This is a genomic window from Streptomyces fragilis (assembly GCF_003112515.1).
Lineage (GTDB): Bacteria > Actinomycetota > Actinomycetes > Streptomycetales > Streptomycetaceae > Streptomyces > Streptomyces fragilis.
The window spans coordinates 833438-860407 of the sequence record NZ_BEVZ01000004.1; the positions used below are offsets into that span (position 1 = coordinate 833438).

A 26970-nucleotide genomic window follows, 5' to 3' on the forward strand; every position below is an offset into this window, starting at 1 on the left:
TACGTCCGCCGACGCCTTGGCATGTACGTTCTCGTCCGTGCCCGCTCCGAAGAAGACCACCCGGCGACCCGCCCTGATCGCTTCCGCCACGCTGCTGTCGCTCGCGCTCGGTCTGGTGCTCCCCCTGACGGCCGGTACGGCCGAGGCGAAGCCGATCCGGCCGGGGTCCAGGACCGGCACCGGCTCGACGGACTCCGGCTCCCCCGCGAAGGTGACGAGCACGCCCCGGGTCACCTCCACCCCGGCCGACTCCACGGACGACGACGCGGACGGTTCCTCCCCGGCCCCCTCCGGCACCGGCAAGGTGCGGGGCGGCACGACCGGGACGTCCCTCTCGAAGGTGGGCGGCTCCCGGCTGGGCGCGCCCGGCATCCAGGTCCTGCCGGGGGTGGGCGCGCCGAAGCTGCCCGAGGACGAGCTGTCGGCGAAGTCGTGGATCGTCGCGGACGCCGAGAGCGGCGAGGTGCTCGCCTCGTACAACGCGCACCAGGAGCTGGCGCCGGCGAGCACGCTGAAGATGCTCTTCGCGGACACGCTGCTGGGCCGCTGGCCCGCCACCCAGACCCACAAGGTGACGAGCGAGGAGCTCGCCCAGGTCGGCGCGGGTTCCAGCCTGGTCGGCGTGAAGGAGAACGAGGAGTACACCGTCCGCGACCTGTGGCTCGGCGTCTTCCTGCGGTCGGGCAACGACGCGGTGCATGTGCTGTCCGCGATGAACGGCGGCATCGACCGGACGGTCGCCGACATGAACGCCCGCGCCGAGGAACTGCAGGCGCTCGACACGCATGTGGTCAGCCCCGACGGCTACGACGCGAAGGGGCAGGTCTCGTCCGCCTACGACCTCACGCTGATCGCCCGGTCGGGCCTGCAGAGGCCGGAGTTCCGCGAGTACGCGGCGACGGTGAGGGCGCAGTTCCCCGGCGCGACGACGAAGGGCAAGGGCGGCAGGAAGACCCGCGGCTCCTTCGAGATCCAGAACACCAACCGGCTGCTCACCGGCGCCGGGATCGACCAGTACCAGGGCATCGCCGGCGTCAAGAACGGCAACACCACCAACGCGGGGGCGACCTTCACGGGCGTCGCCGAGCGGGGCGGCAGGGTGCTGCTGGTCACCGTCATGAACCCGGAGAAGAAGGACCTCAACCGGGTCTACAAGGAGACCGCGACGCTGCTGGACTGGGGTTTCGCGGCGTCGGGGAAGGTGACGCCGGTGGGTGAGCTGGTGCCGCCGGCCTCCCAGGTCGCGGCGTCCGCCTCGGCCGACCCGGGCGCCTCCTCGGCCGCGGTGCCGGCCGGCGACCAGGCGGGTGCGGGGGACGCCGTGGCCGCGGATGCGGGCACGGCGGGGCCGCTGTGGATACCGCTCGCGATCGTCGGCGGCGTGCTGGTCCTCCTCGCGGCCGGAGGGTTCCTCCTCCACCGCCGCTGGCCCCTGCCGGGGACCGGGGCGGAACGGGAGACGACCGCCGCGGACGGCACGCCTCCTGGAAGCGCGGACAGGACGGACGACGCCGCGGAGAAGGCGAAGGACGGCGAGGACGTGACGGCGGCCGCGGGTTCCGACACGGCCGAGGCGACCGAGGCGGCCGGGGCGGCCGGGGCGGCCCAGACGACCAAGGTGAAGGTCGACACGGCCAAGGCGGCCCGGGCCAAGGTCGACACGACAGAGGCAGCCAAGGCGAAGGTCGACGCGACCGAGGCGCCCCACGCCGACGCCGACACGGCGGAGGCGACCGAGGCGAAGGCCGGCACGGCCGGCGCCGACGCGTCCTCCGGGAGCGGCGAGAGCGCCCCCGAGGCCAAGATGCCCCAGCAGGCCACCGCTCCCCGCGCCGCCAAGGGCGAGGACCAGCCCGCCTGATCCGTCCGGGAGGGGGACGCGGCGTCAGGCGGGGACGGCGGGCTCCGCGGCACCGGCCCCCAGGGGCTCGGACGTGAGGGCGGAGGACTTCGGGGTGGCGGTCCAGGCCGCGGTGTACAGGAGCAGCTTGCAGGTGAAGTTGATCCACAGCAGCAACGCGATCGGCACCCCGAAGGCCCCGTACATGCTCTTCGCCGCGACTCCCTGGATGTAGCCGCTGAGCAGCAGCTTCAGCAGCTCGAAGCCCACCGCCCCGATCAGCGCCGCCTCGACCAGGCGACGCTTCGAGGGGTGCGCCCCCGGCACCATCCGCAGCACGTACGTCAGCAGCAGGAAGTCCGCGAGGACGGCGACGGCGAACGCGGCGATCCCCAGCAGGACGCCGCCGACGCCTCCCTCGTCGAGCCCCAGCGCCCGGGCCAGCCGCCCCACCATCCCGCTGGCGACCGTGGAGATCACCAGCGTCGCCAGCACCGCCCCGCCGAGCCCGAAGAGCACGCCCAGGTCCTTCGCCTTGGTGACCAGGATGTTCTCGTCGGGGTCCGGCATCTCCCAGACCGCCCGCAGGCAGCCCCGCATCGAGTCGACCCAGCTCAGGCCGGTGAACAGGAGCAGCGCGCCGGCGATCAGCCCGACCGTGCCGGCGTTGGCCACCAGCTTCTCGACGTCGAGCTGGTCGGAGATGCCGGGGACCTGTTCGGCCACCTGGTGCTGCAGGGTCCGCTGCTGCGCGGTGGACAGGGTGGCCGCCCCGGCCGCGGCGGCGACGGTGAGCAGCGGGAAGAGGGCGACGAAGCTGGTGAAGGTCATGGCCGCGGCGAGGCGGGTCCACTTCACCTCGTCCAGCCGCTCGAAGGCGCGCCAGGCGTGGGTCCTCATCAGCCGTGCGGCCCAGGGACCGACGACGGGCAGGTTCTTCAGCCAGTCCATCCGACGACCCCGTTCCGGTTCCCGTCCCCGACCGCGCCCGCCTCTTCGGGCCGGTCGCGGAATACCAGGGTTCTGGTACCCCAGAAACGGACCACCGTGCCCAGCAGCATGCCGACACCCGCCCCGGCGATCAGGTCGGCACGGTGGGAGGTGTGTCCCAGGCCGTAGTGGCTGACGGCGAGACAGCCCAGCTGGACGGCGGCCCCCGCGGCGTTGACGACCGTGAAGACGGCCGCCTGCCGCAGCCGTTCCCCCGGCCCCGGACGGGCGGACGCGGACGCGGGTGCTGACGCCGCCGCGGACGCCGACGCCGACCCCGGCGCGGGCGCGGGTGCCGTCGCCGTGGCCCGCCCCCGGCCTCCGTACGTGCCCACCGCGTTGCCCGTGAAGGCGACCGCGCAGGCGGCGAGGAAGGCCAGCCCCTTCGCCGGCAGCGGCGGCAGCCCTCCCGGGCCGAGGAGCGCGGTGAACACGGCGAGGTCCACCAGGTACGCCGCCAGCCCGGCCGCCGCGAATCCGGCGAGCTCCCGCCGGGTCACCCCGGGCGCCGTCACCAGCCGGTCACCGCCAGGCCGTAGAGCACCGCCCAGACCGCCGCGACCAAGGCCAGCGGGCGGTCCCGCAGGACGACGTCCTCCGGTTCGCCGGCGGTGCCTCGGTCGGCGAAGACGGCGTAGCGCAGGACGCCCAGGATGAAGGCGACCATGGACAGCTGCCGCCACGGCAGCAGTCCGGTCTGCGGGACGCCGCCGCCCTCCAGGGCCCACAGGCAGTAGCCGAGGACCGCGCCGCCCGCCGCGAGCTGCCAGACGAAGCGCAGGTAGCCGGTGGTGTACTGGGTGAGCAGCGCGCGGGTGGCCCCGCCCTTGCCCGCCATCTCCACGGCCTCCGAGTAGCGCTTGGCGGAGACCATGAACAGCGCGCCGAACCCGGTGGTGATCAGGAACCAGCGGGAGAGCGGGATGTCCATGGCGATGCCGCCGGTCATGGCCCGCATCAGGAAGCCGGCGGCGACCACCGCGAGGTCGACCACCAGCACCTGCTTGAGCCGCAGGCAGTACGCCAGCTGCATGACGACGTAGGCGGCCAGCACCCCGGCGGTCAGCGGCGGGCACAGCAGGACGGCGGTGAGCGGTGCGAGCACGGCCAGGGCGCCGCCCACCGCGTAGGCGACCGGTACCGGCACCTGTCCGGCGGCGACCGGGCGGCGCCGTTTGAGCGGGTGGGCCCGGTCGGCCTCGGCGTCCCGGGCGTCGTTGACCAGGTAGACGGCGGCGGAGCAGGCCGTGAAGAGGACGAGGACCAGCGGCAGCCTGGCCAGCGCCGCGCCGGTGAAGAGCTGCCCCGCGGCGGCGGGCGCGGCCACCACCAGGACGTTCTTCACCCACTGGCGGGGCCGGGCGGTGCGCACCAGCCCGGCGAGCAGCGCCCCGGGTCCCGGGCGGCGGGGTGGTGCGGGGCGCGGGGCTCCGGCCGGGCGGACGCGGGGTCCGACCAGCCGGGCGCCGGTGGCGGCGACGCGTTCAGCCACGGCCCCTCCCCCGCGGCCCCCGCAGTCCCCGCGCCCCCAGGCCGGTGACGGCCGCGCCCAGCAGCGCGCCCGCGGCGACGTCGGTCGGGTAGTGCACGCCGGCCACCACCCGGGACAGGCACATCGCGACGGCCACCGGTGCGGCCACCGCCCCGGCCGCCGGCAGCAGCACCCCGGCCGCCACCGCCGCCGCGGCGCTGGAGGCGGCGTGCGAGCTGGGGAAGGAGTGGCCGGCCAGCACCGGCACCCGGGCCTCGACGGCGGTGGGGCGGGGGCGGCGCACCAGGTGCTTGACGCCCACGCTGGCGGCCTGGGCGGCTGCCGTCAGCGCGGCGCCGCGCAGCCAGGCGGAGCGGCGGGGCCGGTCCACGGCGGCCGCGGCGAGATGCGCGGCCAGCCACAGCGCGCCGTGCTCCCCGGCGTGGGAGAGGACGCGGACGGCGGCGGTGGCGCGGGGGTGGGCGCCCCGGGCGTGCAGGGCGCCCAGGAGCCGGGCGTCGAGCCGCCGGAGGGCGGGCGGCGGGCGCAGGAGGAAGGCGGGCGGGGAGAGGGGCGGGCAGGGGGCGAGGAAGGGGATCCCGTGCATAAGGCCCACTGTTCACCGGGGCGGGCCACGAACCGGTGCATTACCGCACCAACCTCCATCAATCACCCGTTCCGGCGAGAATCGCGCGATATCCGCAGCAGTCGCCGCACAGGGGACGTGCCGCCGCTACCGTCGCGCCCATGCCGCCCACGCAGCCCTCCTCGCTGGATCCGTCCCCGCCGCCCGCCGCCCGCGCCGTCCCGGTCACCGGATGGGGCCGCACCGCCCCGACCGCCGCCCGGCTGGTCCGGCCCCGCAGCTACGACGAGGCGGTGGCCGCCGTCCGCGGCTGCGGGGCGCGCGGCGGCATCCCGCGCGGGCTGGGCCGGGCCTACGGCGACGCGGCGCAGAACGCGGGCGGCGCCGTGCTGGACATGACGGCGCTGGACCGCGTCCACGCGGTGGACGTCACCGCGGGCGTGGTGCTGTGCGACGCGGGCGTCTCGCTGCACCGGCTGACGCAGGTGCTGCTGCCGTTCGGCTGGTTCGTGCCGGTCACCCCCGGTACCCGGTACGTCACGGTGGGCGGGGCGATCGGGGCGGACATCCACGGCAAGAACCACCACGTCTCCGGCTCCTTCTCCCGCCACGTGCTGTCGATGGAGCTGCTGACCGCCGACGGCGTCGTCCGCACGGTGGCCCCCGGCGACCCGCTCTTCGAGGCGACCTGCGGCGGCATGGGCCTGACCGGGGTCGTCCTCACCGCCTCGGTCGCGCTCCAGCCGGTGGAGACGTCCTGGATGACGGTGGACACCGAGCGGGCCGGCGACCTCGACGACCTGATGGCCCGCCTCACCACCACCGACCACCGCTACCGCTACTCGGTGGCCTGGATCGACCTGCTGGCCCGCGGCCGCGCCACCGGCCGCGCGGTCCTCACCCGCGGCGACCACGCCCCGCTCGACGCGCTCGGGGCCCGCACCCGGCGCGACCCGCTGGCCTTCCGCCCCTCCCGGCTGCCCGCGGCGCCGTCCTTCCTGCCCGACGGCCTGCTCGGCCGCACCACGGTGGGGGCCTTCAACGCGTTCTGGTACCGCAAGGCCCCCCGGCACCGCACCGGCGAGCTGCAGCGCCTGCCGGCCTTCTTCCACCCGCTGGACGGCGTGCCGCACTGGAACCGGATCTACGGCCGGCACGGCTTCGTGCAGTACCAGTTCGTCGTCGGGTACGGCGAGGAGGAGGCGCTGCGGCGGATCGTGCGCCGGGTCTCCGGGCGGCGCTGCCCGTCCTTCCTGGCCGTGCTCAAGCGGTTCGGCGACGGCGACCCCGGCTGGCTGTCCTTCCCCACCGCGGGGTGGACGCTCGCCCTGGACGTCCCGGCCGGCCTGCCCGGGCTCGACGCCTTCCTGGACGAGCTGGACGAGGAGGTCGCGGCCGCCGGCGGGCGGGTGTACCTCGCCAAGGACTCCCGGCTGCGGCCCGAGCTGCTGCCGGCCATGTACCCGCGCCTCGACGAGTTCCGCGCACTGCGCGCCGAGCTCGACCCGCGCGGGGTGTTCACCTCCGACCTGTCCCGCCGGCTCGGTCTCTGACCGCCTACGTGAAGGAGCTCATGTGAAGGACGCGTTCGGCGCACCCCAGTCGATGCTGGTGCTCGGCGGCGCCTCGGAGATCGGCCTCGCGGTCGCCCGCCGCATGCTCGCCCGCCGCTGCCGCACCGTGTGGCTGGCGGGGCGCCCCTCCCCCGCCCTGGAGGCGGCCGCCGCCTCGCTGCGGGCCCTGCGGCCCGGGGCCGAGGTGCGCACCGTGGAGTTCGACGCGCTGGCGACCGGGACGCACGAGGAGACGCTGGGCAAGGTCTTCGCGGAGGGCGACGTCGACCTGGTGCTGATGGCCTTCGGCGTCCTCGGCGACCAGGCCCGCGACGAGCGGGAGCCGGCCGGCGCGGTGCGGGTCGCGCAGACCAACTACACGGGGGCCGTCTCCGCGGGCCTGGTCGCCGCGGCGGCGCTGCGCGGGCAGGGCCACGGGTCGCTGGTGGTGCTCTCCTCGGTGGCCGCCGAGCGGGCCCGCCGCAGCAACTTCATCTACGGCTCCAGCAAGGCCGGCCTGGACGCGTTCGCGCAGGGGCTGGGCGACTCGCTGGACGGGACGGGGGTGCACGTGATGGTGGTGCGGCCCGGCTTCGTGCGGACCCGGATGACGGCGGGCCTGCGGGAGGCGCCGCTGGCGACCACCCCGGGGGCGGTCGCGGCGGCCGTGGAATGGGGCCTGCGGCGCAGGGCCGCGACGGTCTGGGTCCCCGGCACCCTCCGCCCCGCGATGGCCGTCCTGCGCCGGCTCCCCCGCCCCCTCTTCCGCCGCCTGCCGCTCTGACCCGGCCGCGGGCGCCGGCCGCGGGCGCTCGGCCGCGGGCGCTCCGCGGGGACCCGGAGGCGGCCCGCCGCACCGGGAACGCGGCACGGGATCGGTGCGCGGTTCAGTGCAGGGTGGGGTGTCTCTCCACCGTGGCCTGGGGCGGGACCAGGGCGCCGCCGAAGGGGAAGTCGCGCAGGCGGCGCCAGACACCGTCGGCGCCCTGCTCGTAGAGGGCGAAGCCGGTGCAGGGCCACTCCGCCGCGTAGTCGGCCAGCTCCGCGTAGGCGCGGTCCATGGCCTCCTCGGCGATGCCGTGCGCCACCGTCACGTGCGGGTGGTACGGGAACTGCAGCTCCCGGGCCACCGGCCCCGCCTCGTCCCGGACGCGGGCCTGCAGTTCGGCGCACTCGTCCGCGCCGGCCACCACCCGCACGTAGACCACCGGCGAGAGCGGGCGGAACGTTCCGGTGCCCGCCAGGCGCATCGGGAAGGGCCGCCCGGCGGCCGCCACCTCGGCGAGGTGCGCCTCGATCTTGGGCAGCGCCGAGGCGTCCACCTCGGTCGGCGGGAGCAGCGTGACGTGCGTGGGAATGCCGAAGGCAGCGGCGTCGCCGAAGCCCGCGCGCCGCTGCTGGAGCAGGGTGCCGTGCGGCTCCGGGACCGAGATCGACACGCCGATCGTTACGGTCCCCACGTCGTCTCCTGTCGTGTCGTCTTCCGTCACGCCGGGCCGCGCCCGACGGGTGCTGCCCCCGGCCGCCGGCCGGGGTCCGCCGCCCCCATCGACTGTACGGCGGCGCACCGCCGAACCGGGAGGACCGCGCCTGGATCACGGTGGCGCGAGGGGCGCTCGGGCGCGGCGGGCGTCCTGCCCGCCGCCCCCGGCGCGCCGCCCGTGCGTCGGCCGTGGTCCGGTCAGTGCTTGGCCGGGACCAGGCCCATCCGCGCGTAGGTCGTCGCCAGCGTCTCGGCGGCGACCGCGCGCGCCTTCTCCGCGCCCTTGGCGAGGATCTGGTCCAGCGTCTCCGGGTCGTCCAGGTATTCCTGCGTCCGGTCGCGGAACGGCGTCACGAAGTCGACCATGATCTCGGCCAGGTCCGTCTTCAGGGCGCCGTACATCTTGCCCTCGTACTCCGCCTCCAGCTGCGGGACCGTCTTCCCGGTGAGGGTGGAGAGGATGGTCAGGAGGTTGGAGACGCCCGGCTTGTTCTCCCGGTCGAAGCGGATCACGGTCTCCGTGTCGGTGACCGCGCTCTTCACCTTCTTCGCGGTGACCTTCGGGTCGTCCATGAGGTTGATCAGGCCCTTGGGGTTGGCCGTCGACTTGCTCATCTTCGCGGACGGGTCCTGCAGGTCGTAGATCTTCGCCGTCTCCTTGAGGATGTACGCGCTCGGGACGGTGAAGGTGGGACCGTACTGGGTGTTGAACCGCTCGGCCAGGTCGCGGGTCAGCTCCAGGTGCTGGCGCTGGTCCTCGCCGACGGGGACCTGGTCGGCCTGGTAGAGCAGGATGTCCGCGACCATCAGCATCGGGTACGTGAACAGGCCGACCGTGGTGCGGTCGCTGCCCTGCTTGGCGGACTTGTCCTTGAACTGCGTCATCCGGGAGGCCTCGCCGAAGCCCGTGATGCAGTTCATCACCCAGCCGAGCTGGGCGTGCTCCGGGACGTGGCTCTGCACGAAGAGGGTGCAGTGCTCCGGGTCCAGGCCGGCCGCCAGCAGCTGGGCGACGGACAGCCGGGTGTTCCGGCGGAGCTGCTCCGGGTCCTGCGGCACGGTGATGGCGTGCAGGTCGACGACCATGTAGAAGGCGTCGTGGGACGTCTGCATGTCCACCCACTGGCGGACCGCGCCGAGGTAGTTGCCGAGGTGGAACGAGCCGGAGGTCGGCTGGATACCGGAGAGCACGCGAGGACGATCAGAGGCCATGCCTCTCATTCTCTCAGGTGGCCGCCGGATCACGGGAACGGGTCGCGGAACCCGTTCCGCGACCCGGGGCCGAGCGACCGGGGGCGGACGGCCGCCCGCCCCCGGTCCGCGGGCGTCAGCCCAGGTCGATCGTCGGGTACAGCGGGAAGCCGGAGACCAGCTCCGTGGCGCGGCGGGAGACCTCGTCGGAGACCTTCTCGTCCAGCACGTGCTGCGCCTTGGACGGGGCGCCCTTGGCGGTGGTGCCGGGGACGGCCTCGGTGAGCACGCGGTCGATCAGCGCCGCGATCTCGTCCATCTCCGCCGTGCCGAGCCCGCGGGTGGTCAGGGCGGGGGTGCCGATGCGGATGCCGGAGGTGTACCAGGCGCCGTTCGGGTCGGCGGGGATCGCGTTGCGGTTGGTGACGATGCCGGAGTCCAGCAGCGCCTGCTCCGCCTGGCGGCCGGTGAGGCCGTAGGAGGAGGCCACGTCGATCAGGTTGAGGTGGTTGTCCGTGCCGCCGGTGACCAGCGTCGCGCCGCGCCGCATCAGGCCCTCGGCCAGCGCCTTGGCGTTGTCGACGATGCGCTGCGCGTAGTCCTGGAAGGAGGGCTGCCGGGCCTCGGCCAGGGCGACGGCCTTGGCGGCCATCACGTGCGGCAGCGGACCGCCGAGCACCATCGGGCAGCCGCGGTCGACCTGGTCCTTGAGCGAGTCGTCGCAGAGCACCATGCCGCCGCGCGGGCCGCGCAGCGACTTGTGGGTGGTGGTGGTGACGATCTGCGCGTGCGGCACCGGGTCGAAGTCGCCGGTGAGCACCTTGCCGGCCACCAGGCCCGCGAAGTGCGCCATGTCGACCATCAGGGTCGCGCCGACCTCGTCGGCGATCTCCCGCATGATCCGGAAGTTCACCAGGCGGGGGTAGGCGGAGTAGCCGGCGACGATGATCAGCGGCTTGAAGTCGCGGGCCGTGGCGCGCAGCGCCTCGTAGTCGACCAGGCCCGTCTCCGGGTCGGTGCCGTAGGACCGCTGGTCGAACATCTTGCCGGAGATGTTGGGGCGGAAGCCGTGGGTGAGGTGGCCGCCGGCGTCCAGCGACATGCCCAGCATCCGCTGGTTGCCGAAGGCGGCGCGCAGCTCGGCCCAGTCGGCGTCGGAGAGCTCGTTGACCTGGCGGACACCGGCCTTCGCCAGGTGCGGGACCTCGACGCGGTCGGCGAGCACCGACCAGAAGGCGACCAGGTTGGCGTCGATGCCCGAGTGCGGCTGGACGTAGGCGTGGCGGGCGCCGAAGAGCTCGCGGGCGTGCTCGGCGGCGAGCGACTCGACGGTGTCGACGTTGCGGCAGCCGGCGTAGAAGCGGCGGCCGACGGTGCCCTCGGCGTACTTGTCGCTGAACCAGTTGCCCATCGCCAGGAGCGTCGCGGGCGAGGCGTAGTTCTCGGAGGCGATCAGCTTGAGCATCTCGCGCTGGTCGGCGAGCTCCTGGCCGATCGCGTCGGCGACGCGGGGCTCGACGGCCCGGACGACGTCCAGGGCGGAGCGGTACGCGGCGGACTCGGGGGAAAGGTCGGGCATGGCGGCCTCCGGCAGGGTGCGGTCACGGTGTGGCCCAGGCGCACGGCACGTGTGGTTCCTCCGGGCCGCTCCCCGATGGTCCGTCCCATCCCAGCGCGCCAGTCACGGCCCTGGGCCAGCCTACCGGGGACCGCCGTGCCCCCCGCCAGTCGGCCCGTCGCGTGAGACGCCCCCGGTCAGGGGCCCGGCGGGGGCGGGGACGGTCAGCGGGAGGCGGGGGCGAGGGCGGCGCCGGGGGCCGGCGCGGACGCGGGTCCGGGCGCGTCCGGGTGGGGCGGCGCCGGCGCCTCGGGGCGCAGCAGGAGGCCGGCCGGGGGGTGGGTCAGCGGGCGGGCCAGCCGCCGGACCGGGGGCGAGCCGAGCACCGCGGACAGCGCGACCGCGCACAGCACCAGAGCGGCCACCTCCACCGGCCGGTCCACCCTGTCGATCCACCCCGTCTCCCGGAACGGGAGGATCACCAGCGGGTGCAGCAGGTAGATCGTGAACCCGCCCGCCCCCAGCGCGGACACGAACGGCAGGCGCCGCCTCGGCATCACCCGCAGCAGGCACAGCACCAGCGCGGCGGCCGAGGCGAGCACCGCCAGCCGGATCAGCCAGGCCCACTCCAGGCCCATCGGGTCGGCCGGCGCGTAGGCGTGCCGCATGGACAGCCACCGGCCCTCGACGTCCCGGTGCCACAGCACGCCGGCGAGGACGGAGGCCAGGACGCCGCCGACCGCCACCGGCAGGGTCCCCCGGCGGGTGAACCAGGAGGCGAGGTTGCCCTGCCCGATCCACCAGCCGAGGTGGAAGAGCGGCAGGTAGACCAGGGTCCGGGAGGCCGAGAACTGCATGCCGAACTCCGGCAGGTAGCCCACCGCGAGCGCCACGACCGTGGTGGTCGCCAGCGGGAAGCGCAGCTGGAGCACCAGGGGGTGCAGCAGCCGCCAGAAGAACAGCGACATCAGGAACCACAGGTTCCACGGCAGTTGGGCGACGTGCACCCGGAACTGCGCGCCCAGCGCCCAGCTCTCCAGCGAGAAGAGGAGCCCGAAGAGGAGACCGGGCAGCGCGACGGACCGGATCAGGGCCCGCAGCGACCGGTCGCCGAGCGGTCCGGCCTTGCTGAACACCCCTGCCAGCAGGACGAACGCGGGCACCCGGAACGCCCAGGCGCCGAGCTGGAAGGCGTGCAGGGCCTCGACCCGGCCCAGCAGGCTGCCCCCGGTGTGGAGCACGACGATCAGGGTGGCCGCGACGAACCGGGTGTTGTCCCACCACGGGTCGCGCGCCGTGGCACCGCCACGGGGCGCGGCGGTGGCCGGGTCGGACGTGCCGGGCGCGGAGCGGGGTCCGGGGACGGTGTTCATCGGGCTGCGGGCTCCTGGGCGGACCGGGGCGTCGTGCGGGCCCGGGCAGACTAGGAGGGGAACCCGACGCGGGCCCGTCCCCGGGATGAACACCAGGTGGCGCGCCGTCAGAGGATGACGTGCGGCAGGAACCGCGCGTACGTGTCCGTCACCGGGCCCGCGCTCTCGCGGATGCCGAGGCCCGCGGACTCGCCCTCGACGACCCAGGCGCCCAGCACCACCCGGTTCCCGTCGAACGACGGCAGCGGCGCCAGCTCCTGGTAGCAGCAGGGCTCCTGCGGCGCCGGTGCCGGTGCCGGGTCCCCGGGCTCGTGCAGGGTGACCCCCGCGCCCTCGCGCCCGAGCAGCGGCTTGGCCACGTAGCCGGTGGTGGCGGCCATCTCGCGCGGGCCGTCCACGTAGGCCGGCAGCAGGTTGGGGTGGCCCGGGTACAGCTCCCAGAGCACCGCGAGCAGCGCCTTGTTGCTGAGCAGCATCTTCCACATCGGCTCGATCCACAGCGTGGAGCCGGTGCCGCCGCCGAGGTCCAGGGTGTTCATCACGTGCGGGCCGAACCGGTCGGTGGTCAGCCACTCCCACGGGTAGAGCTTGAAGCAGCTGCGGATGAACCGCAGCTTCTTGTCCACGAAGCGGCGGCTGATGCGGTCCCAGCCGATGTCCTCCATGGAGATCCACTCGGTCGGCAGCCCGGCCTGTTCGGCGGTCTCCATCAGGTAGGCGACCGTCATCAGGTCCTCGCCCAGTTCGTCGGCCGCGGTGTGGGCGAAGTAGAGCGGCGAGCCGGGCGGCAGCAGGGGGGCCTGACGGCGCCAGGCGTCCACCAGCCGCTCGTGCAGGGAGTTCCACTGGTCGGCGCCCGGGAAGCGCTCCTCCATCCAGAACCACTGCGGGCCGGCGGCCTCCACCAGCGAGGTGGGGGTGTCGGCGTTGTACTCGAGCATCTTGGCCGGGCCCGAGCCGTCGTACCGCAGGTCGAACCGGCCGTAGACGGAGGGGACCTCCTCGCGGCGGCGCCAGGACTCGGCGATCGCGGCGGCCACCCGCCGGTCGGTGACGCCGAGGTCGGCGAAACGGTTCTCCCGGACGATGAAGGCGGCCGCCTCCAGGCACATCGCGTGGAGTTCCTCGACGACCTCCTCGAGCGCCTCGACCTCGGGGAGGGAGAAGACGTAGTAGGCGCTCTCGTCCCAGTAGGGGCGCAGGCTGCCGTCGGGGTGGCGGGTGAGCGGGTAGATCAGTCCCTGCGACTCGACGGTCCGCTGCCAGTCGGGGCGGGGATCGATGGTGCGGCGTTCCACTGCGGAGGTCAGCCGCCGCTGCTGCCGTGGCAGCCGAACCCGTTGCGGTCGACGGCCTCGTCGCGGTCGAAGGTGCCGTCCTCGGCCCAGCCGTTCTCGACGTCGGCGTCGTAGTACCAGTCGGCCGACGCCGAGTACGACGAGCACGACGAATCGGCCACCACGCGGTAGCCGTTGGCGAACTCGTAGCTGTTCGTGTCGACGCAGCGGCGGTCCGGCTCGGAGCCGCAGGACGTCAGCGTCGCCGCGACGACGCCCATGCCGCCCAGGACGACGGTGCTGGAGCGCAGCCGCCGGCGCTGCTTGTCTGCCATGGTGTTTCCCCCCGGATCGGTGCGAGCGGTGACGGACGCAGGGACACCGGGGATCACGCGTTCGGTTCCCCGCGCAGGTGTGCGGCGTCCCGTCACGCCCGGCAGCCTAGGGAATACCTGCTCGTGAGGGCAATGTCGGCCACACGGCAGAAACCCGTCGGATGCCGTGGAGATGCCCCGCGCCGCCGTTGCGACGCCCCGCACCCGGGAGCGCGAGGGCCCCGCGGGCGCCTCCCTCAGGAGGAGGGGGCGCGCCGCGGGGCCCGTCGGGCGATGGTGTCAGGTTCACCGCCCGTCACGTCCCTACCCCTCGGGGCAGGGAGCGATGCCTGTTCACGCCACCCAGGACTTCCAGACGTCCTCGTTCTCCGCGACCCACTTCTCCGCGGCGTCCTCCGGGCTCATCTTCTTGCCGGCGATCATCGCGGCGACCTCGTTCTGGTCCTCCTCGGTCCACTTCATCCGCTTGAGGAACTCGGCCGGCTTGCCGCCGTCCTTCGCGAAGCCGGCGCTCAGGTACTTCCGCAGCGGGGTCTCGGGGTAGCCGCAGTCGACGGCCTTCGGGTCCTCGTCGCAGCCCTCGGTCCACTCGGGCAGCTTCACCTCGACCATCTTCACGTCCTCGTTGACCCAGTTCGGGGTCCACCAGTAGGTGAGGAAGGGCTTCCTGGCCTTGTAGTCCTGCTGGATCTGGGTGATCTGCGCGGCCTCGGAGCCGGCGTACACCGTCTTGAGGTCCAGCTTCAGGTTCTTCACCAGCGCGTCGTCGTTGGTGGTGTAGGACGGCGAGCCCTCGAGCAGCTGGCCCTTGTCGCCGCTCTCCGCGGTGCGGAAGAGGTGGGCGTACTTGTCGAGGTTCTTCCAGTCGGTGATGTCCGGGTGCTCCTTCGCCAGGTACTCGGGGACGAACCAGCCGATCTTGCCGGTGACGCCGAGGTCACCGGCGGAGACCACGCTCTTCTTCTGGTCGACGTACTTCTCGATCTTCTCGGGGGCGCCGTTCCAGTCCTCGAGGACGGCGTCGATCTTGCCGCTGTCGAGTCCGTCGAAGGCGACGGACTCGTCGATCTGGGTCTTCTCGACGCGGACGTCGTACTCCTCCTCCAGGATGTGCGCGGCGACGGCGGCGTTCGCCTCGGCGCCCACCCAGGACGGGACGGCGATGGTGACCTTGTCACCGGGGCCGCCGGAGGAGGCCGCGGCGCCGGTGTCGGCCGCGCCGCAGGCGCTCAGGGCGGTGACGGCCAGCGCGGCGGTGGCCGCGGCGGCGACGCGGGAGGTGCGGGAGGTGAAGGCGGGGGGCTTCTTCATGGGAGGTCTCTCGTTTCCTTCGGTGCGTCCGGGGGGAGTTCGGGGGGCCGGCCCGGTGACCCGCGGGCCACGCGGGAGCGGCCCGCGGGCCGTCAGGCCCGGTCGGGGCGGCGTTGGGTGGCGCGGTCGAGGGCCACGCCGAGCAGGACGATGGCGACGCCGGCCGCGAGGCCGGTGCCCAGTTCGCTCTTCTGGAGGCCGAACACCACGTCGTAGCCGAGCGCGCCGGAGCCGACGAAACCGCCGACGACGACCATCGCGAGGACCAGCACCACACCCTGGTTGAGGGCCAGCATCAGCGCCGGGCGGGCCAGCGGCAGCTGCACCTGGCGGATCTGCTGCAGCGTGCTCGCGCCCAGGGAGCGGGACGCCTCGAGGGTGCCCGCGTCGACCTGCCGGAGGCCCTGCACGGTGATCCGCACGACCGCGGGCAGCGCGTACAGCACGGCCGCGGCGACGGCGGCGGCCCGGCCCACGTTGAACAGGGCGACCACCGGGATGAGGTAGATGAACTGCGGGAGCGTCTGCAGCACGTCGAGCACCGGCCGCAGCGCGCGGTCCACCCAGCCGACCCGGGCGGCCAGGACGCCGATCGCGAAGCCGAGCACCAGGGTGAGGACCACTCCGGCGAGGGCCTGGGAGAGCGTGTCGAGGGACTTGTCCCACACGCCGATGACGCCGATCAGGGCGAGCGCGGCGGCGGCGGTGCACATCGCCTTCCATCCGCCGGCCAGCAGACCGAGGACGGCGGCGAGCAGCACCAGCGACCACCACGGCATGGCCTGCAGGCCGTCCCGCAGCGGGGAGAGCACGCCGGTGGTGAACCCGTCGGCCCACACCCGGGTGCCGCCGACCACCGGGACGCCGGTGGCGAGGTGGGCGGTGAACCACTGGACCGCCTCGTTGACCGGCCGGGCGATGTCCACCACCCACAGCTCCGGCCACTCCTCGACGAGGAACCTCCGGCCCGGCGGCACGATCACGGCGAAGGCCGCGGCCACCAGGGCCCAGGCCCGCCGGCCGTGCAGCACCTTGCGGACGCCGGTCGCCTCGTGGTCGGCGCCCTCGGCGACCCGCTGCCCGGCGACCGCGGTGGTGCGGTCCAGCCAGACGGCGAGCAGCACGATCGGGATGCCGGCCGCCAGGGCGTTGCCGACGTCCACGGTGGACAGCGCGCTGAAGACCTCCTCGCCGAGGCCGCCGGCCCCGACGACCGAGGCGATGGTGACCATGGAGAGCGCCATCATGATCGTCTGGTTGAGGCCGAGCAGGATCTCCTTGCGGGCCAGCGGCAGCCGGGCGGTCACCAGTCGCTGCACCGGGCCCGCGCCCAGCGAGCGCACCGCCTCCAGCACGCCCGGGTCCGCGCCGCGCAGACCGAGCGAGGTGAGGCGGGCCATCGGCGGGACGGCGTAGACGACGGTGGCGATCAGCGCGGCGGGCACGCCGATCTGGAAGAGCAGCACCAGCGGCAGCAGGTAGGCGAACGCCGGCATGATCTGCATGGTGTCCAGCACCGGCCGCAGGACGCGGTCGAAGCGGTCGGAAAGTCCGGCGGCCAGGCCCAGGACGAGGCCGGCCACGACGGACACGCTCACCGCGACCGCCATGAGCGCCAGCGTCTCCATGGTGGCTTCCCACATGCCGAGGACGCCGCAGACGGCGAAGGCGGCGAGCGCCACGGCCGCGGTCCGCAGTCCGCGCAGGCCGGCCCCGCCGATCCGCCAGGCCAGCAGGACGGCGGCGGTGATGACGCCCAGCCAGCCGAGCTGGAGCAGGAAGCCGGTGACGGCGTCGACCGAGATCTCCGCCCAGTTGCTCAGGTGGAGGAGGAAGTACAGGAAGACCGGGTTGGTCTCGCGGTGGTCGACCACCCAGTCGTAGGCGTCGTCCAGCGGCGTCTTCACGTCGACGGCCAGCTGCTGCGGCCAGCCGCCGCTGCCCCAGAGGGCGGCGGCCACGGGGACGAGCACGAGGGCGGCGGCCAGCAGCGGGAGCAGGCGGCGCAGGACGGGCCGCCCGGCGAGCGCGGTGCGCAGCCGGTTCGGGGCGGCGGGAGTCTCCGCCCTGCCGTGCGGGGTGCGGGCCGGCGGCGACGCGGAGTCGGTCCCCCGCCAGGTGGTGGCGCGGGCGCCGGGGCGGGCGCCGGCGGGTGCGGTGCGCTTCTCCGTGCGCTTCCCGGAGCGCGCGGAGTCGGTGGCGGTGCTCATGCGCGTCGCCCCCTTCCGCCGGGGGCGGACTCCCGCGTCCGGGTCCCCGGGGCGCAGGCAGGCGCGGCCCCGGACACGGCGGGCGGCGCCGAGGCAGGCGCGGCCGCGACCCCGGCAGCCCGGGTGGAGGCGGGGGCGGGAACAGCACCGGGGGCCGTCGGCGCAGGGGGACGGGACGTCGGGCACAGGGTGGGGCGGGGTGTCGTGGGGCGCATCAGGCGGCCACCTCCTCGCGGCCGGCGCCCAGGCCGGCGATCACGCGGAGCAGTCCGTCCTGGTCGACGACACCCAGGCAGCGGCCGTTCTCCATCACCCGGGCGGGCGCCCCGGTGCGGGCGACGGCCTCGACGGCCTCGGCGACGGTGGCGGTCGGCGCGACCACCGGTCCGGTGGCGTCCTCCGTCGCGGCGACCGGGCGCATGGCGCGCCGCACGGTCATCACCTGCTCGCGCGGCACGTCGCGGACGAAGTCGCGGACGTACGCGTCGGCAGGGGAGCCGACGATCTCCTCGGGCGTGCCGATCTGCACGACCTCGCCGTCGCGCATCAGCGCGATGCGGTCGCCGATCCGCAGCGCCTCACCGAGGTCGTGGGTGATGAAGACCATCGTGCGGCCCTCCTCGCGGTGCAGCCGGATGACCTCCTCCTGCATGTCGCGGCGGATCAGCGGGTCGAGGGCGCTGAACGGCTCGTCGAAGAGCAGCACCTCGGGGTCGACGGCGAGTGCGCGGGCCAGGCCGACGCGCTGCTGCTGACCGCCGGAGAGCTGTCCGGGGCGGCGGTTCTCCAGGCCTTCCAGGCCTACCTTGGCGACCGTCTCGAGCGCACGGGCCCGGCGTTCGGCGCGGCCCACGCCCTGGATCTCCAGGCCGTACGCGACGTTGTCCAGCACGGTGCGGTGCGGCAGCAGGCCGAAGTGCTGGAAGACCATGGAGGCGCGGCGGCGGCGCAGTTCGCGCAGCTTGTCCTTGTCCATGGCGAGCAGGTCGTCGCCGTCGAACTCCAGCGTGCCGGAGGTCGGTTCGATCAGCCGGGTGAGGCAGCGCACCAGCGTGGACTTGCCGGAGCCGGACAGGCCCATCACGACGAAGACCTCGCCCCGGTGGACGTCGAAGGACACGCCGCGGACGGCGGCGGTGCAGCCGGTGCGCTCGCGCAGCTCGGCCTGCGGGAGCGCGGCCAGCTCCCGGTCGCCGGGCACGTGCCCGGCCTTGGGGCCGAACACCTTCCACAGGTCACGGACGGAGAAGACGGGTGCGGCGGCCGCGGACCGGTCGTTGCTCATCATGTGCTCCGGGTTCGTCATGTGCTCCGGGTTCGTCATGTGCTCCGGGTTCGTCGGGTCGTGCGTCGGGGAGTTCACCGGATGCCGCCTCCGACCAGCTCGGCGGCCTTCTCGCCGACCATCAGGACGCCGATCATCGGGTTGACGGCGGTCATGGTCGGGAAGACCGAGGCGTCGGCGACGCGCAGGCCGCGCAGGCCGCGCACCCGCAGTTCGGGGTCGACGACGGCCATGGGGTCGTCGGCGGCGCCCATCCGGCAGGTGCCGGCGGGGTGGTAGACGGTGTGGGCGACCTTGCGGGCGTACTCGCTCAGGTCCTCGTCGGAGGTGACCTCCGGGCCCGGGCAGACCTCACGCTTCAGCCAGCCGGCCAGCGGCTGGGTCCGCGCGATCTCGCGGGCGAGCTTGATGCCGTCGACCAGGGTGCGGGCGTCGTAGTCGTCCTCGTCGGTGAAGTACCGGAAGTCCAGTGCCGGTTTGACCTCGGGGTCGGCGCTGGTCAGGTAGAGGCGGCCGCGGCTGCGCGGCTTGGGGATGTTGGGCGTCATCGACACGCCGTGCTCGGGCCGGCGGTAGCCCAGCCGCTCGGGGTTGTCGGTGAACGGCACCTGGTAGAAGTGGAACATCAGGTCCGGGCCCTCGTGCGCGGGGTCGCGGCGGACGAACAGGCCCGCGTCGGAGTCCATCGCGGAGTTCTCCGGGATCGGCCCGTCGGTCTCCCAGACGATCACCGACTCGGGGTGGTCGAGGAGGTTCTCCCCCACGCCCGGCAGGTCCCGCACGACCGGGATGCCCAGCGCCTCGAGGTCCGCGCGCGGGCCGACGCCCGAGTGCATCAGCAGCCGCGGCGTGTCGACCGCGCCGGCGCACAGCACGACCTCGCGGCGGGCCCGCACCAGGTGCTCCTCGCCGTCCTTGGTGCGCACGTGCACGCCGTCGGCGCGGTCGCCCTCCAGGTGGAGCCGGTACGCCCAGGTCTCCAGCCACAGGTGCAGGTTGGCCCGCTCGTCCATGACCGGGTGGAGGTAGGCGACCGAGGCGGAGGAGCGCTTGTTGTCCTCCGGGCGGTAGGCCAGGTCGAAGAAGCCCACGCCCTCCGTGAACGGCTTCCTGTTGAAGCCCTCCACGCGCGGCACGCCGGCCGCCTTCTGCGCGGCGTCCACGAAGTCGCGGGCGATGGCGTTCCGGTCCTTCTCGTCGACCGGGACGATGTTGTTCTCCAGGCGGGCGAAGTAGGCCTCCATCGCCACCGCGTTCCAGCCCCTGGCGCCGGCCTGCTCCCACTCGTCCCAGTCGGAGGGCAGCGGCTTGAAGGAGATCAGCGTGTTGTGCGAGGAGCAGCCGCCGAGCACCCTGGCGCGGCTGTGCCGGATGTGGGAGTTGCCGCGGGGCTGCTCGACGGTCGGGTAGTCGTAGTCGAGGTCGCCGCCGAGCAGGCCCATCCAGCGGCGCAGGGTCAGCACGTCCTCACGGTCGCGGTCGCTGGGGCCGCCCTCGATGACGGCGACGGTGACGTCGGGGTTCTCGGTGAGCCGGGCGGCGATCACCGAACCGGCGGTGCCGCCGCCGACCACCACGTAGTCGTACTCGGTGGGGCGTGGCCCGGCGGGGTCGTGCGGGGTGGTGCGGGAGGTGGTCATGGGGAGGAGGTCCTCCTGTGGCTCGGAAGCACCGGGGCGCGCCGGGGCGCGCCCGGGTGCACTCGGGCGCGCCCCGGCGGGGACGCGATGAAGGTGCGGTGCGGGTGAAGGGAGAGGCGGGGGGCCGGCCTGTGCCGCGGTGGCCGGCGCGCGGGCCGGTGGTCAGCCCGCGAACCAGCGGACCGGGCGGGGCGCCAGGTTCTGGTAGACGTGCTTGGTCTCGCGGTACTCGGCGAGCCCCGCGGGACCCAGCTCGCGGCCGACGCCGCTCCTGCCGAAGCCGCCCCACTCCGCCTGCGGCAGGTAGGGGTGGAAGTCGTTGATCCAGACCGTGCCGTGGCGCAGCCGCCCGGCGACCCGCCGGGCGCGGCCCGCGTCGGCGGTCCAGACGGCGCCGGCCAGACCGTACTCGGTGTCGTTGGCGAGCGCGACGGCCTCGTCCTCGGTGCGGAAGGTCTCCACGGTGAGGACCGGCCCGAAGACCTCCTCGCGGACCACGCGCATGGAGCGGTGGCAGTCGTCGAGGACGGTCGGGAGGTAGTAGTAGCCGCCCTCGGGACGCTCCTCGGAGGGCTCGGGCCGTCGCCCGCCCGCGCGCAGCACGGCGCCCTCGGCGAGCGCGGAGGCCACGTACTCCTCGGTCCTCGCGCGCTGCTGCCCGGAGACCATGGGGCCCGCCTCGACACCCTCCGCGGTGCCGCGGCCGATCCTGATCCGCTGGGCGCGGGCGGCCAGTTCGGTGACGAAGCGCTCCTTGACCGACTCCTCGACGATCAGCCGGCCGCCTGCCGAGCAGACCTGGCCGCTGTGGATGAACGCCGCGTTCAGGGCCTGGTCGACGGCGGTGTCGAAGCCCTCCTCGGTGGCGCAGGCGTCGGCGAAGACCACGTTCGGGTTCTTGCCGCCGAGTTCCAGCGCGACCTTCTTGGCGGTCTCGGCGGCGGCCCTGGCCACCTTGGTGCCGCTGACCAGGCCGCCGGTGAAGGAGACCAGGCCGACGTCCGGGTGCTCGGAGAGCCGGGCGCCCACGGTATGGCCGGGGCCGGTCACGATGTTGGCGACCCCGGCGGGCAGTCCGGCCTCGGTGAGCAGCCGGATCAGCTCGACGGTGGAGAGCGGGGTGATCTCGCTGGGCTTGACGACGAAGGTGTTGCCCGCCGCCAGGGCGGGCGCGATCTTCCAGGAGGCCTGCAGCAGCGGGTAGTTCCAGGGCGTGATCAGCGCGCAGACGCCGACCGGCTCGTGCACGACCACGCTGTGGATCTCGTCGCTGCCCGCGTCGACGACCCGTCCGGGGGCCTCGGCGGCGACCAGGTCCGCGAAGTAGCGGAACGCGTCGGCCACGCAGTCGATGTCGACGCGGCCCTCCTCGAGCGTCTTGCCCGCGTCCCGGGCCTCCAGCCGGCCGAGTTCCTCGCGGTCGCGCCGTAGCAGGTCCGCGGTGCGCCGGAGCACGTCGGCGCGCTCACGCGCCGGGGTGCGCGGCCAGGCGCCCCGGCCGCCGTCGAACGCGCTGCGCGCGGCCTCCACGGCGAGGTCCACGTCCTTCTCGTCGCCCTCGGCGACCACGGCGAAGGGCTCGCCGTCCGCCGGGTCGAGGACCTCACGGGTCGCCCCCGTGATCGCGTCCCGCCATTCTCCCCCCGCGTGAATGGTGCGACGCGCCTGGTTCTGACCTTCGATTCTGCCGTCCATGGTGCGGTGTTGCCTTCCGTTGTGATGCCTTGTCTCCGGGCCACCACGGCGTGACCCCTGGGGACCGGCTGCGCCTGCCCGAGCGGAGGGGGCGCATGCCCGACGGCCGGGGAAAGTGGAATGAGTCACCGAATCCGGCGGGCATTCCGGGCATAACCGTGGCGCCTTTTAAGTGCGCATGACAATTGAACGACGGACGGTCAGGGCTCTCCGGGCACGCGAAAGGGGCGGTTCCCTGTTGCGGGGAACCGCCCCTTCACGTGGTCGCTGTGACCGCCCGCTGGTCAGGACGGGCACTCACTCCGGCGGAGCCGGGACACCGGACCGGTGGGTCAGGCGCTCTTGCGCTTGCGCAGCACCAGCATGGTGACGCCACCGACGACCACCAGCGCGACGGCGACACCGGCGATCACCGGGGTGGCGCTGTTGCTGCCGGTCTCGGCCAGGTTGCTGTCGGCGGAGTCGCCCTTGTCACCGGCCGGGCTCGGCGCGGCCGAGGGCTCCGGGCTCGGGGTGGTGGAGCCGCCCTCGCCGGCGGTCTGGCAGTCCAGGACACCGGTGAAGGTCTGGTCCAGGCCGTTCGGGCCGGTGACGGCGATGCTGTACTCGGCGTCCTCCTTCACCGGAACGGTGACGGTGACGTCCTTGCCCGCCTCGACGGTGTGCTTCTCGCCGCCGATGGAGACCTCGCCGGCCTCGTCACCGGTGTTGGTGACCTTGACCTCGACGCCGCCCTTGGCGCAGTTCTTCACGGCCTCGGCCGCGAGTACGGCGCCCACGGTCTCCTTGTCGTCCCAGGAGGCGGTGAAGGAGGACGCGACCTTGTTCTCCGAGGAGCCCGCGAGGATCTGCGTCTGGGTCTTCACGCCCACGCCGGTGAAGGCACGGCCGACCGACAGCTGCGCGGAGCCCTCGACGGTCACCTGCGCGGTGCCGGCCGTGGTGCCCGCCGGGACGTCGACGTACAGCTCGGTGCCGTCGGACGCGCTGGTGACCGCGTTGCCCGAGGCGTCGACGACCTTGACGCCGGCGCCCTCGACCTTGACGGCCGCGCTGCCCGCGTTGGTGTCGACGGTGACCGGGCCGAGCTTCTCGCCGGCCTTGCCCGCCACCGCGTTGGAGCTCAGCGACAGCGAGACGCCGGGCTCCTGCAGGGACTGGGCGCTCTTCTCCAGGTAGTCCGCCAGCTGCTCGGCCTCGGCGTCCTTGGCCTCGGCCTTGACGTGGTCGGAGAAGCGCCAGATGGCGACCTGGGTGCCGACGGCGGCGTCGTTCTTGGTGAACTCGCCGGTGATGCCCGCGGCCTTGGCGAGCGCGGCGACGTCACCGACCTGCGGGAAGGAGTTCTTCAGGATCCAGTGGATCTTGCCGGCGTCCGGGTTGGCGTGCAGCGAGGACTGGGCCCAGGCGACTTCCTGGTACTGCGCGTTGGTCTTGGTCGGCGTGTGGGCGTCGATGCAGTAGCTCTGCAGCGTGCCGCCGCCCTGCACGTCCATGGTGAACAGGCCGGCGCTGACGTTCTTGCCGTCGATCGTGGCGCCGCCACTGTGCTGCAGGCCGCCACGCAGCGTCGCCAGCGTCCCGCCGGCGGTGTTGTGGCCGTCGGCGGCCGCGAGGCCGGCCGTGGCCAGGGAGCCGCCGACACTCAGGCCGGCGACGAGGATCGCGGCGGACAGCCGCGCGGTGGCACGTCTCCGTATACGGAACATGAGTCTTCCCCTCCGGGCATGGCGGCGTCGCGTCGCATCGGGGCAACGAGAGACTGACGGAAGGCGCACACCAGCCCGCGAAATCTGCAACTCCCCGCAACATGGGGGCGCTTGTGAGCGGCCGCGAACGCGGCCGAGTGCCACATGATAATCACACGTCGGAACGTGTGGTTCCTATGGGATGCAAAATCCTTGCCGTGACCGGGGGTTGTCCGTGTTGCGCACGTTGCGCCCGGTTCAGTCCACCGTGAAATGATCCAGCGCGACGGCGAGTTGCTCTTCCTGCACCGGCCACTCGTCGGCCGGCCCGGCGACCAGGACGGCGTACATCCTCCCGTCGTCGGCCGTGAAGACGCAGTCCACCACCTGCTTGCGGATGCCGAGTTCCTCGCTGTCGTAGGCGTAGACCAGCTCCGCGGCGTCGGAGCCCACGGCGTCCGACGCGCCCTCCACCGGGCCGGTCTCCTCCAGCGAGATCTGCTCGAAGCCCGGCTGGGAGTCCAGGCTGTCGGAGGTGATCTCCAGGGACTCCAGCGGGGTCATTCCCGGTTCGGTGACCTCGAAGACCTGGACGAGGGAGCGGTCCGTGCCGGGCGTGTAGAAGACGCCGTGCTCGCGCTTCTCGCGGATCCAGTCCTCGGGCACGGCCAGGGTGAAGCCGGCCGGGTCCTCGGCCAGCCGGTAGCCGTCGGGCAGCGCGGGCTCCGACGCCGAGGCGGACGCGCCGGGGTCCTCGGACGGGACCGCGGAGGCGGTCCCCGCCGGGTCGACGCCGCCCTCGCCGGTGGGCTCCGGGGCGGGCGCCGCCGTGCCGGGCGGCGCGGACGGACGTTCCGTGTCACCGCCCCCGATCAGCCACCACCCCACCGCGGCCCCGGCCAGCGCGCCCGCCGCCAGCAGGGGGACCGTCACGCGCGGCAGCCGGCGGCGGCCGCCGCCCGCACCGCCCGTCACCGTCGCCGGCCCCACCGGGGGCGGCGTCGGCACGGACGCCGACGGCGCGCCGGGCGCCTCCGGCAAGGACCCGTGGCCGCCGCCGTCGGCCACCGCGGGCGAGGGCAGGAAGGCGGGCGGCGCGGACGGGACGGGTGGCGCGGGCGGCACGGCCCGTCCCACGCCCCCGCCGGCGTCCGCCCACCGCTGCCCGTCCTCGTCCCAGAGCTGCTCGCCGCGGACGCCCGCTCCCCCTGGCGCCATCACGCCCCGCCGATGCCCAGCATGGCGGCCACGGTCGCGGCCGCCGAGATCCAGGTGGTCACGCCCTCGGCCGACCGGAGGCTGTCGCGCAGCCGGGCGCGGCGGTCGTCCCCCGCCCGTCCGGTACGGGTGATCTCCTCCTCGGCCTCGTCGACGGCCTCGTTGATGCCGGCGATGGCGGGCGACTCGGGGCGGCCGGCCAGCTCGGCCCGCAACCGGCGTATCGCCTCCAGCAGTTCCTGGTCCTCGGCCTGCTCGCGGGGGTGCGCGTGGTGGTGGGTCTCCGCCCGGGCATGGCTGCCCACGGCGAAGGTGCTCCCGCTGACGTCGCCGAAGCGGACGGTGGGTTCGTCAACTCCCATGGCCTTCGGTTCCCTTCTGCTGCGCCGGTCCGCCGGGGGCGGCGGCGGTGGTCGTGGCGGAGTGGGCGGTGGCGTGCTCGCCGACCGCGAAGGTGCTGTCCCGCACGCTGTCGATGAGCACCCCGCCGTTGCTGACGTTGACGATCTGCTGGACGAACTCGTCGGTCTGGTGGCCGCTGTCCGCGAGCGCCTGCCGCACCCCGTGGGCGATACGGTCCTGCACGGCCTTGAGGTAGCGGGAGGCGTCCATCTCCTGGAACAGCGACCCCTGCGGGGCCGCCGCCAGTTCGCGCACCGACAGGGCCGGTCCTTCCGCCAGGTCGGCCGCGTGCCCTCCGGTCAGCAGCGGCCAGTTGGCGACGACGTACCTGCCGACGACGACCAGCGACCGCACCGCGGATCCCGGCACCCGGGCCGCCGCCCAGGTCGCCTTGCCCAGCAGGTTGCCGGTGAGCAGCCGGTGGGCCGTGCGGTCGACGTCCTGGAAGTCCTTGCGGAGCGGCTGCAGGACGTGCGGGGCGACCTCGAGCATCAGGATCCTGCCCTGGGTGTGCACCCTGACGAACACCGTGACGACCAGTTCCTCGTCCCAGCCGCCGACCCTGATCCGCAGGAAGTGGCGCCGCCGTTCCGCGCCCTCCTCCACGGACCCCTCGATGTGCTCGGCCAGCGCGCTCCCGTCCGGGCCGGCGTCCCGGTGCCGCAGTCCCTCGGCCGGCAGGAAGACGCACTCGTCGATCTCCAGCCCGCGCAGCCGGTCCCGGCTCGGGCGCCCGCCCTGCGGAGGCGTGCGCAGCTCCGCCAGCAGCGGCCGCACCCGGTCCAGCACCACCCGGTTGCTGATCGGCTGCGGCTTCCTCGTCCCACCGGCGGGACGCAGCTCCACGGCGAGGATCCACGTGTCGACCGGGGTGCCGGCGCCGCAGAACGGCCGGGTCGTGCCGTACGTGATCAGCTTCCGGTGCTGCTCACGCCGGATGCGCCCCATGATGCGCTGGAAGCGGGGTCCCTGCTGGGCCTCCGCCGGGTCGGAGGCGGCGTCGGGGTAGCGCTGCGGCGACAGCTCGTTGGTCACCGCCCGCGCGAAGCGGCCGCGCTGCGCCGCGGCGCACAGGGCGAGGGCGGCGAAGACGACGATCGCCAGCCACGCCTGCGTCGCCGTGGACGGTCCGCCCGTCCCGCCCGCCCATCCGGCCGTGTCCGCGAGGTCGAGGACGTCGAAGGCGGAGTCCGAGGAGCCGTAGGAGTCGCCGTAGTACGTCTGGGCCCCGTCGCCGCCGTCGTCCTCGAGGCCGAAGGCGAGGCCGAGCGTCTTGTAGATGAGCACCGCCAGCAGCAGCCGGCCCCACCAGCGGATGAGGAAGGCCGGCGCGCTCCGGTACAGCGGTGCCGCGGGGGCGTCACCGCGCACCCATCCGGCCACCGCCAGCGCCAGGCCGGGCACCAGGAACAACGCCAGAACGCCTTCGGTGACGAGGGATCCCAGGAACCAGAGCGCGACGATGCCCAGCGCCCAGGCCAGCTCGATCCGCCGGGCACGCAGGGCGTGGGCCAGGACCCGCGCGGCGTCGAAGCCCAGCGAGGGGGCCGCCACCCGCTGCTCGTTGACCCAGAGCTCGTCGATCACCCGGTCGCGGTACCGCGCGTCCAGGTAGGTCCCCGCGCACAGCAGCCGCCCCGCCTCGGTGGCGTGGGGCGGCGCCGTCACCGGCCCCGCGGGCAGGGCCGTCTCCGGGGGCGGTGGCGGGACGTCGGGCCCGGTGGGCCGCTGCGGCGGTGACGGGACGGTCAAGCGATTCCCCCGGTGTGCGAACACCCCTGCCTGCAGGGGCAGTTGGGGCGTATGACAGTTGGGCGTGCACAGTAGGCGACCGGGGGACCGGGTGCAACTCGATATGTACCGG

Annotated in this window: 21 protein-coding genes, 1 pseudogene and 1 riboswitch; of the genes and pseudogenes, 3 read left to right on the plus strand and 19 right to left on the minus strand. The window is 74.1% G+C overall.

The annotated features are described in order from the left end of the window. Positions 1-37: 37 nt before the first annotated feature. A pseudogene (locus tag Sfr03f_RS16935) lies at positions 38-1438 on the plus strand (D-alanyl-D-alanine carboxypeptidase family protein); the annotation flags it as partial. A 447-nt stretch (positions 1439-1885) separates the two neighbouring features. On the opposite strand, the gene Sfr03f_RS16940 reads toward Sfr03f_RS16935, so the two are convergent. Genes Sfr03f_RS16940 through Sfr03f_RS16955 form a run of 4 tightly spaced genes read right to left on the minus strand, consistent with a single transcriptional unit; the run spans position 1886 to position 4908 of the window. Beyond that, positions 1886-2791, minus strand: coding sequence for a YihY/virulence factor BrkB family protein (locus Sfr03f_RS16940; RefSeq protein ID WP_108954709.1), 906 nt, complete (start codon positions 2789-2791; stop codon positions 1886-1888). Beyond that, positions 2779-3345: a GtrA family protein gene (locus Sfr03f_RS16945; RefSeq protein WP_372514391.1), complete on the minus strand. Its 567-nt coding sequence runs from the start codon at positions 3343-3345 to the stop codon at positions 2779-2781. Before Sfr03f_RS16945 ends, Sfr03f_RS16940 begins: the two co-directional genes overlap by 13 nt. Continuing rightward, positions 3342-4289 carry a decaprenyl-phosphate phosphoribosyltransferase gene (locus Sfr03f_RS16950; RefSeq protein ID WP_108955047.1) on the minus strand — a complete coding sequence of 316 codons (948 nt, stop codon included), beginning with the start codon at positions 4287-4289 and terminating at the stop codon, positions 3342-3344. The genes Sfr03f_RS16945 and Sfr03f_RS16950 overlap by 4 nt, the downstream gene beginning before the upstream one ends. 25 nt (positions 4290-4314) lie before the next feature. After that, the gene (locus Sfr03f_RS16955; RefSeq protein ID WP_108954710.1) at positions 4315-4908 is read right to left on the minus strand and encodes a phosphatase PAP2 family protein; all 594 of its coding nucleotides are present in this window, start codon (positions 4906-4908) and stop codon (positions 4315-4317) included. A 140-nt stretch (positions 4909-5048) separates the two neighbouring features. Between Sfr03f_RS16955 and dprE1 the strand changes: the two genes are divergently transcribed. Continuing rightward, the gene (gene dprE1, locus Sfr03f_RS16960; protein ID WP_108954711.1) at positions 5049-6440 is read left to right on the plus strand and encodes a decaprenylphosphoryl-beta-D-ribose oxidase; all 1392 of its coding nucleotides are present in this window, start codon (positions 5049-5051) and stop codon (positions 6438-6440) included. 22 nt (positions 6441-6462) lie between these two features. Beyond that, a complete protein-coding gene (dprE2, locus tag Sfr03f_RS16965; RefSeq protein ID WP_108954712.1) occupies positions 6463-7224 on the plus strand; it encodes a decaprenylphospho-beta-D-erythro-pentofuranosid-2-ulose 2-reductase in 762 nt (253 codons plus the stop codon). Positions 7225-7327: 103 nt separating this feature from the next. On the opposite strand, the gene Sfr03f_RS16970 is transcribed toward dprE2, so the two are convergent. From Sfr03f_RS16970 to Sfr03f_RS30800, 15 genes are all read right to left on the minus strand, one after another. Beyond that, positions 7328-7900: a 2'-5' RNA ligase family protein gene (locus Sfr03f_RS16970; RefSeq protein WP_108954713.1), complete on the minus strand. Its 573-nt coding sequence runs from the start codon at positions 7898-7900 to the stop codon at positions 7328-7330. A gap of 221 nt (positions 7901-8121) precedes the next feature. Then, entirely contained in the window at positions 8122-9135 is a 1014-nt protein-coding gene (trpS, locus tag Sfr03f_RS16975) for a tryptophan--tRNA ligase (protein WP_108954714.1), read from the minus strand. Positions 9136-9250: 115 nt separating this feature from the next. Then, entirely contained in the window at positions 9251-10693 is a 1443-nt protein-coding gene (locus tag Sfr03f_RS16980; RefSeq protein WP_108954715.1) for a glycine hydroxymethyltransferase, read from the minus strand. A 25-nt stretch (positions 10694-10718) separates the two neighbouring features. After that, positions 10719-10809: riboswitch (ZMP/ZTP riboswitch) on the minus strand. A gap of 87 nt (positions 10810-10896) precedes the next feature. Further along, entirely contained in the window at positions 10897-12045 is a 1149-nt protein-coding gene (locus Sfr03f_RS16985) for an acyltransferase family protein (protein WP_108954716.1), read from the minus strand. A 107-nt stretch (positions 12046-12152) separates the two neighbouring features. Then, positions 12153-13343, minus strand: coding sequence for a glutathionylspermidine synthase family protein (locus Sfr03f_RS16990; RefSeq protein WP_108954717.1), 1191 nt, complete (start codon positions 13341-13343; stop codon positions 12153-12155). A gap of 8 nt (positions 13344-13351) precedes the next feature. Next, on the minus strand, positions 13352-13657 hold the full coding sequence (locus tag Sfr03f_RS16995; RefSeq protein ID WP_108954718.1) for a hypothetical protein: 306 nt from the start codon (positions 13655-13657) through the stop codon (positions 13352-13354). Positions 13658-13990: 333 nt separating this feature from the next. Continuing rightward, on the minus strand, positions 13991-14968 hold the full coding sequence (locus Sfr03f_RS17000; protein ID WP_108954719.1) for an ABC transporter substrate-binding protein: 978 nt from the start codon (positions 14966-14968) through the stop codon (positions 13991-13993). Positions 14969-15060: 92 nt separating this feature from the next. Then, a complete protein-coding gene (locus Sfr03f_RS17005) occupies positions 15061-17178 on the minus strand; it encodes an ABC transporter permease (RefSeq protein WP_108954720.1) in 2118 nt (705 codons plus the stop codon). 214 nt (positions 17179-17392) lie between these two features. Continuing rightward, complete coding sequence (locus tag Sfr03f_RS17010; RefSeq protein WP_174721612.1) at positions 17393-18484, minus strand: quaternary amine ABC transporter ATP-binding protein; 1092 nt, start codon at positions 18482-18484, stop codon at positions 17393-17395. A 53-nt stretch (positions 18485-18537) separates the two neighbouring features. Next, on the minus strand, positions 18538-20103 hold the full coding sequence (locus tag Sfr03f_RS17015; RefSeq protein ID WP_108954721.1) for a GMC family oxidoreductase: 1566 nt from the start codon (positions 20101-20103) through the stop codon (positions 18538-18540). A gap of 162 nt (positions 20104-20265) precedes the next feature. Next, a complete protein-coding gene (locus Sfr03f_RS17020) occupies positions 20266-21798 on the minus strand; it encodes an aldehyde dehydrogenase family protein (protein ID WP_108954722.1) in 1533 nt (510 codons plus the stop codon). 332 nt (positions 21799-22130) lie between these two features. Continuing rightward, positions 22131-23507 carry a thioester domain-containing protein gene (locus Sfr03f_RS17025; RefSeq protein ID WP_108954723.1) on the minus strand — a complete coding sequence of 459 codons (1377 nt, stop codon included), beginning with the start codon at positions 23505-23507 and terminating at the stop codon, positions 22131-22133. 237 nt (positions 23508-23744) lie between these two features. Next, positions 23745-24704, minus strand: a complete 960-nt coding sequence (locus Sfr03f_RS17030) for a serine/threonine kinase C-terminal domain-containing protein (protein WP_108954724.1) — start codon at positions 24702-24704, stop codon at positions 23745-23747. Then, positions 24704-25066, minus strand: a complete 363-nt coding sequence (locus Sfr03f_RS17035; protein WP_108954725.1) for a hypothetical protein — start codon at positions 25064-25066, stop codon at positions 24704-24706. The genes Sfr03f_RS17030 and Sfr03f_RS17035 overlap by 1 nt, the downstream gene beginning before the upstream one ends. Continuing rightward, positions 25056-26858, minus strand: a complete 1803-nt coding sequence (locus Sfr03f_RS30800) for an AbeC-like domain-containing protein (RefSeq protein ID WP_159105661.1) — start codon at positions 26856-26858, stop codon at positions 25056-25058. The genes Sfr03f_RS17035 and Sfr03f_RS30800 overlap by 11 nt, the downstream gene beginning before the upstream one ends. Positions 26859-26970 lie beyond the last annotated feature (112 nt).

Coding starts and splice junctions, on each gene's coding strand:
- Sfr03f_RS16940 (WP_108954709.1), bottom strand. CDS start 2,791: ATGGACTGGCTGAAGAACCTGCCCGTCGTCGGTCCCTGGGCCGCACGG.
- Sfr03f_RS16955 (WP_108954710.1), bottom strand. CDS start 4,908: ATGCACGGGATCCCCTTCCTCGCCCCCTGCCCGCCCCTCTCCCCGCCC.
- dprE1 (WP_108954711.1), top strand. CDS start 5,049: ATGCCGCCCACGCAGCCCTCCTCGCTGGATCCGTCCCCGCCGCCCGCC.
- trpS (WP_108954714.1), bottom strand. CDS start 9,135: ATGGCCTCTGATCGTCCTCGCGTGCTCTCCGGTATCCAGCCGACCTCC.
- Sfr03f_RS16980 (WP_108954715.1), bottom strand. CDS start 10,693: ATGCCCGACCTTTCCCCCGAGTCCGCCGCGTACCGCTCCGCCCTGGAC.
- Sfr03f_RS16985 (WP_108954716.1), bottom strand. CDS start 12,045: ATGAACACCGTCCCCGGACCCCGCTCCGCGCCCGGCACGTCCGACCCG.
- Sfr03f_RS16995 (WP_108954718.1), bottom strand. CDS start 13,657: ATGGCAGACAAGCAGCGCCGGCGGCTGCGCTCCAGCACCGTCGTCCTG.
- Sfr03f_RS17000 (WP_108954719.1), bottom strand. CDS start 14,968: ATGAAGAAGCCCCCCGCCTTCACCTCCCGCACCTCCCGCGTCGCCGCC.
- Sfr03f_RS17005 (WP_108954720.1), bottom strand. CDS start 17,178: ATGAGCACCGCCACCGACTCCGCGCGCTCCGGGAAGCGCACGGAGAAG.
- Sfr03f_RS17010 (WP_174721612.1), bottom strand. CDS start 18,484: ATGACGAACCCGGAGCACATGATGAGCAACGACCGGTCCGCGGCCGCC.
- Sfr03f_RS17015 (WP_108954721.1), bottom strand. CDS start 20,103: ATGACCACCTCCCGCACCACCCCGCACGACCCCGCCGGGCCACGCCCC.
- Sfr03f_RS17020 (WP_108954722.1), bottom strand. CDS start 21,798: ATGGACGGCAGAATCGAAGGTCAGAACCAGGCGCGTCGCACCATTCAC.
- Sfr03f_RS17025 (WP_108954723.1), bottom strand. CDS start 23,507: ATGTTCCGTATACGGAGACGTGCCACCGCGCGGCTGTCCGCCGCGATC.
- Sfr03f_RS17030 (WP_108954724.1), bottom strand. CDS start 24,704: ATGGCGCCAGGGGGAGCGGGCGTCCGCGGCGAGCAGCTCTGGGACGAG.
- Sfr03f_RS17035 (WP_108954725.1), bottom strand. CDS start 25,066: ATGGGAGTTGACGAACCCACCGTCCGCTTCGGCGACGTCAGCGGGAGC.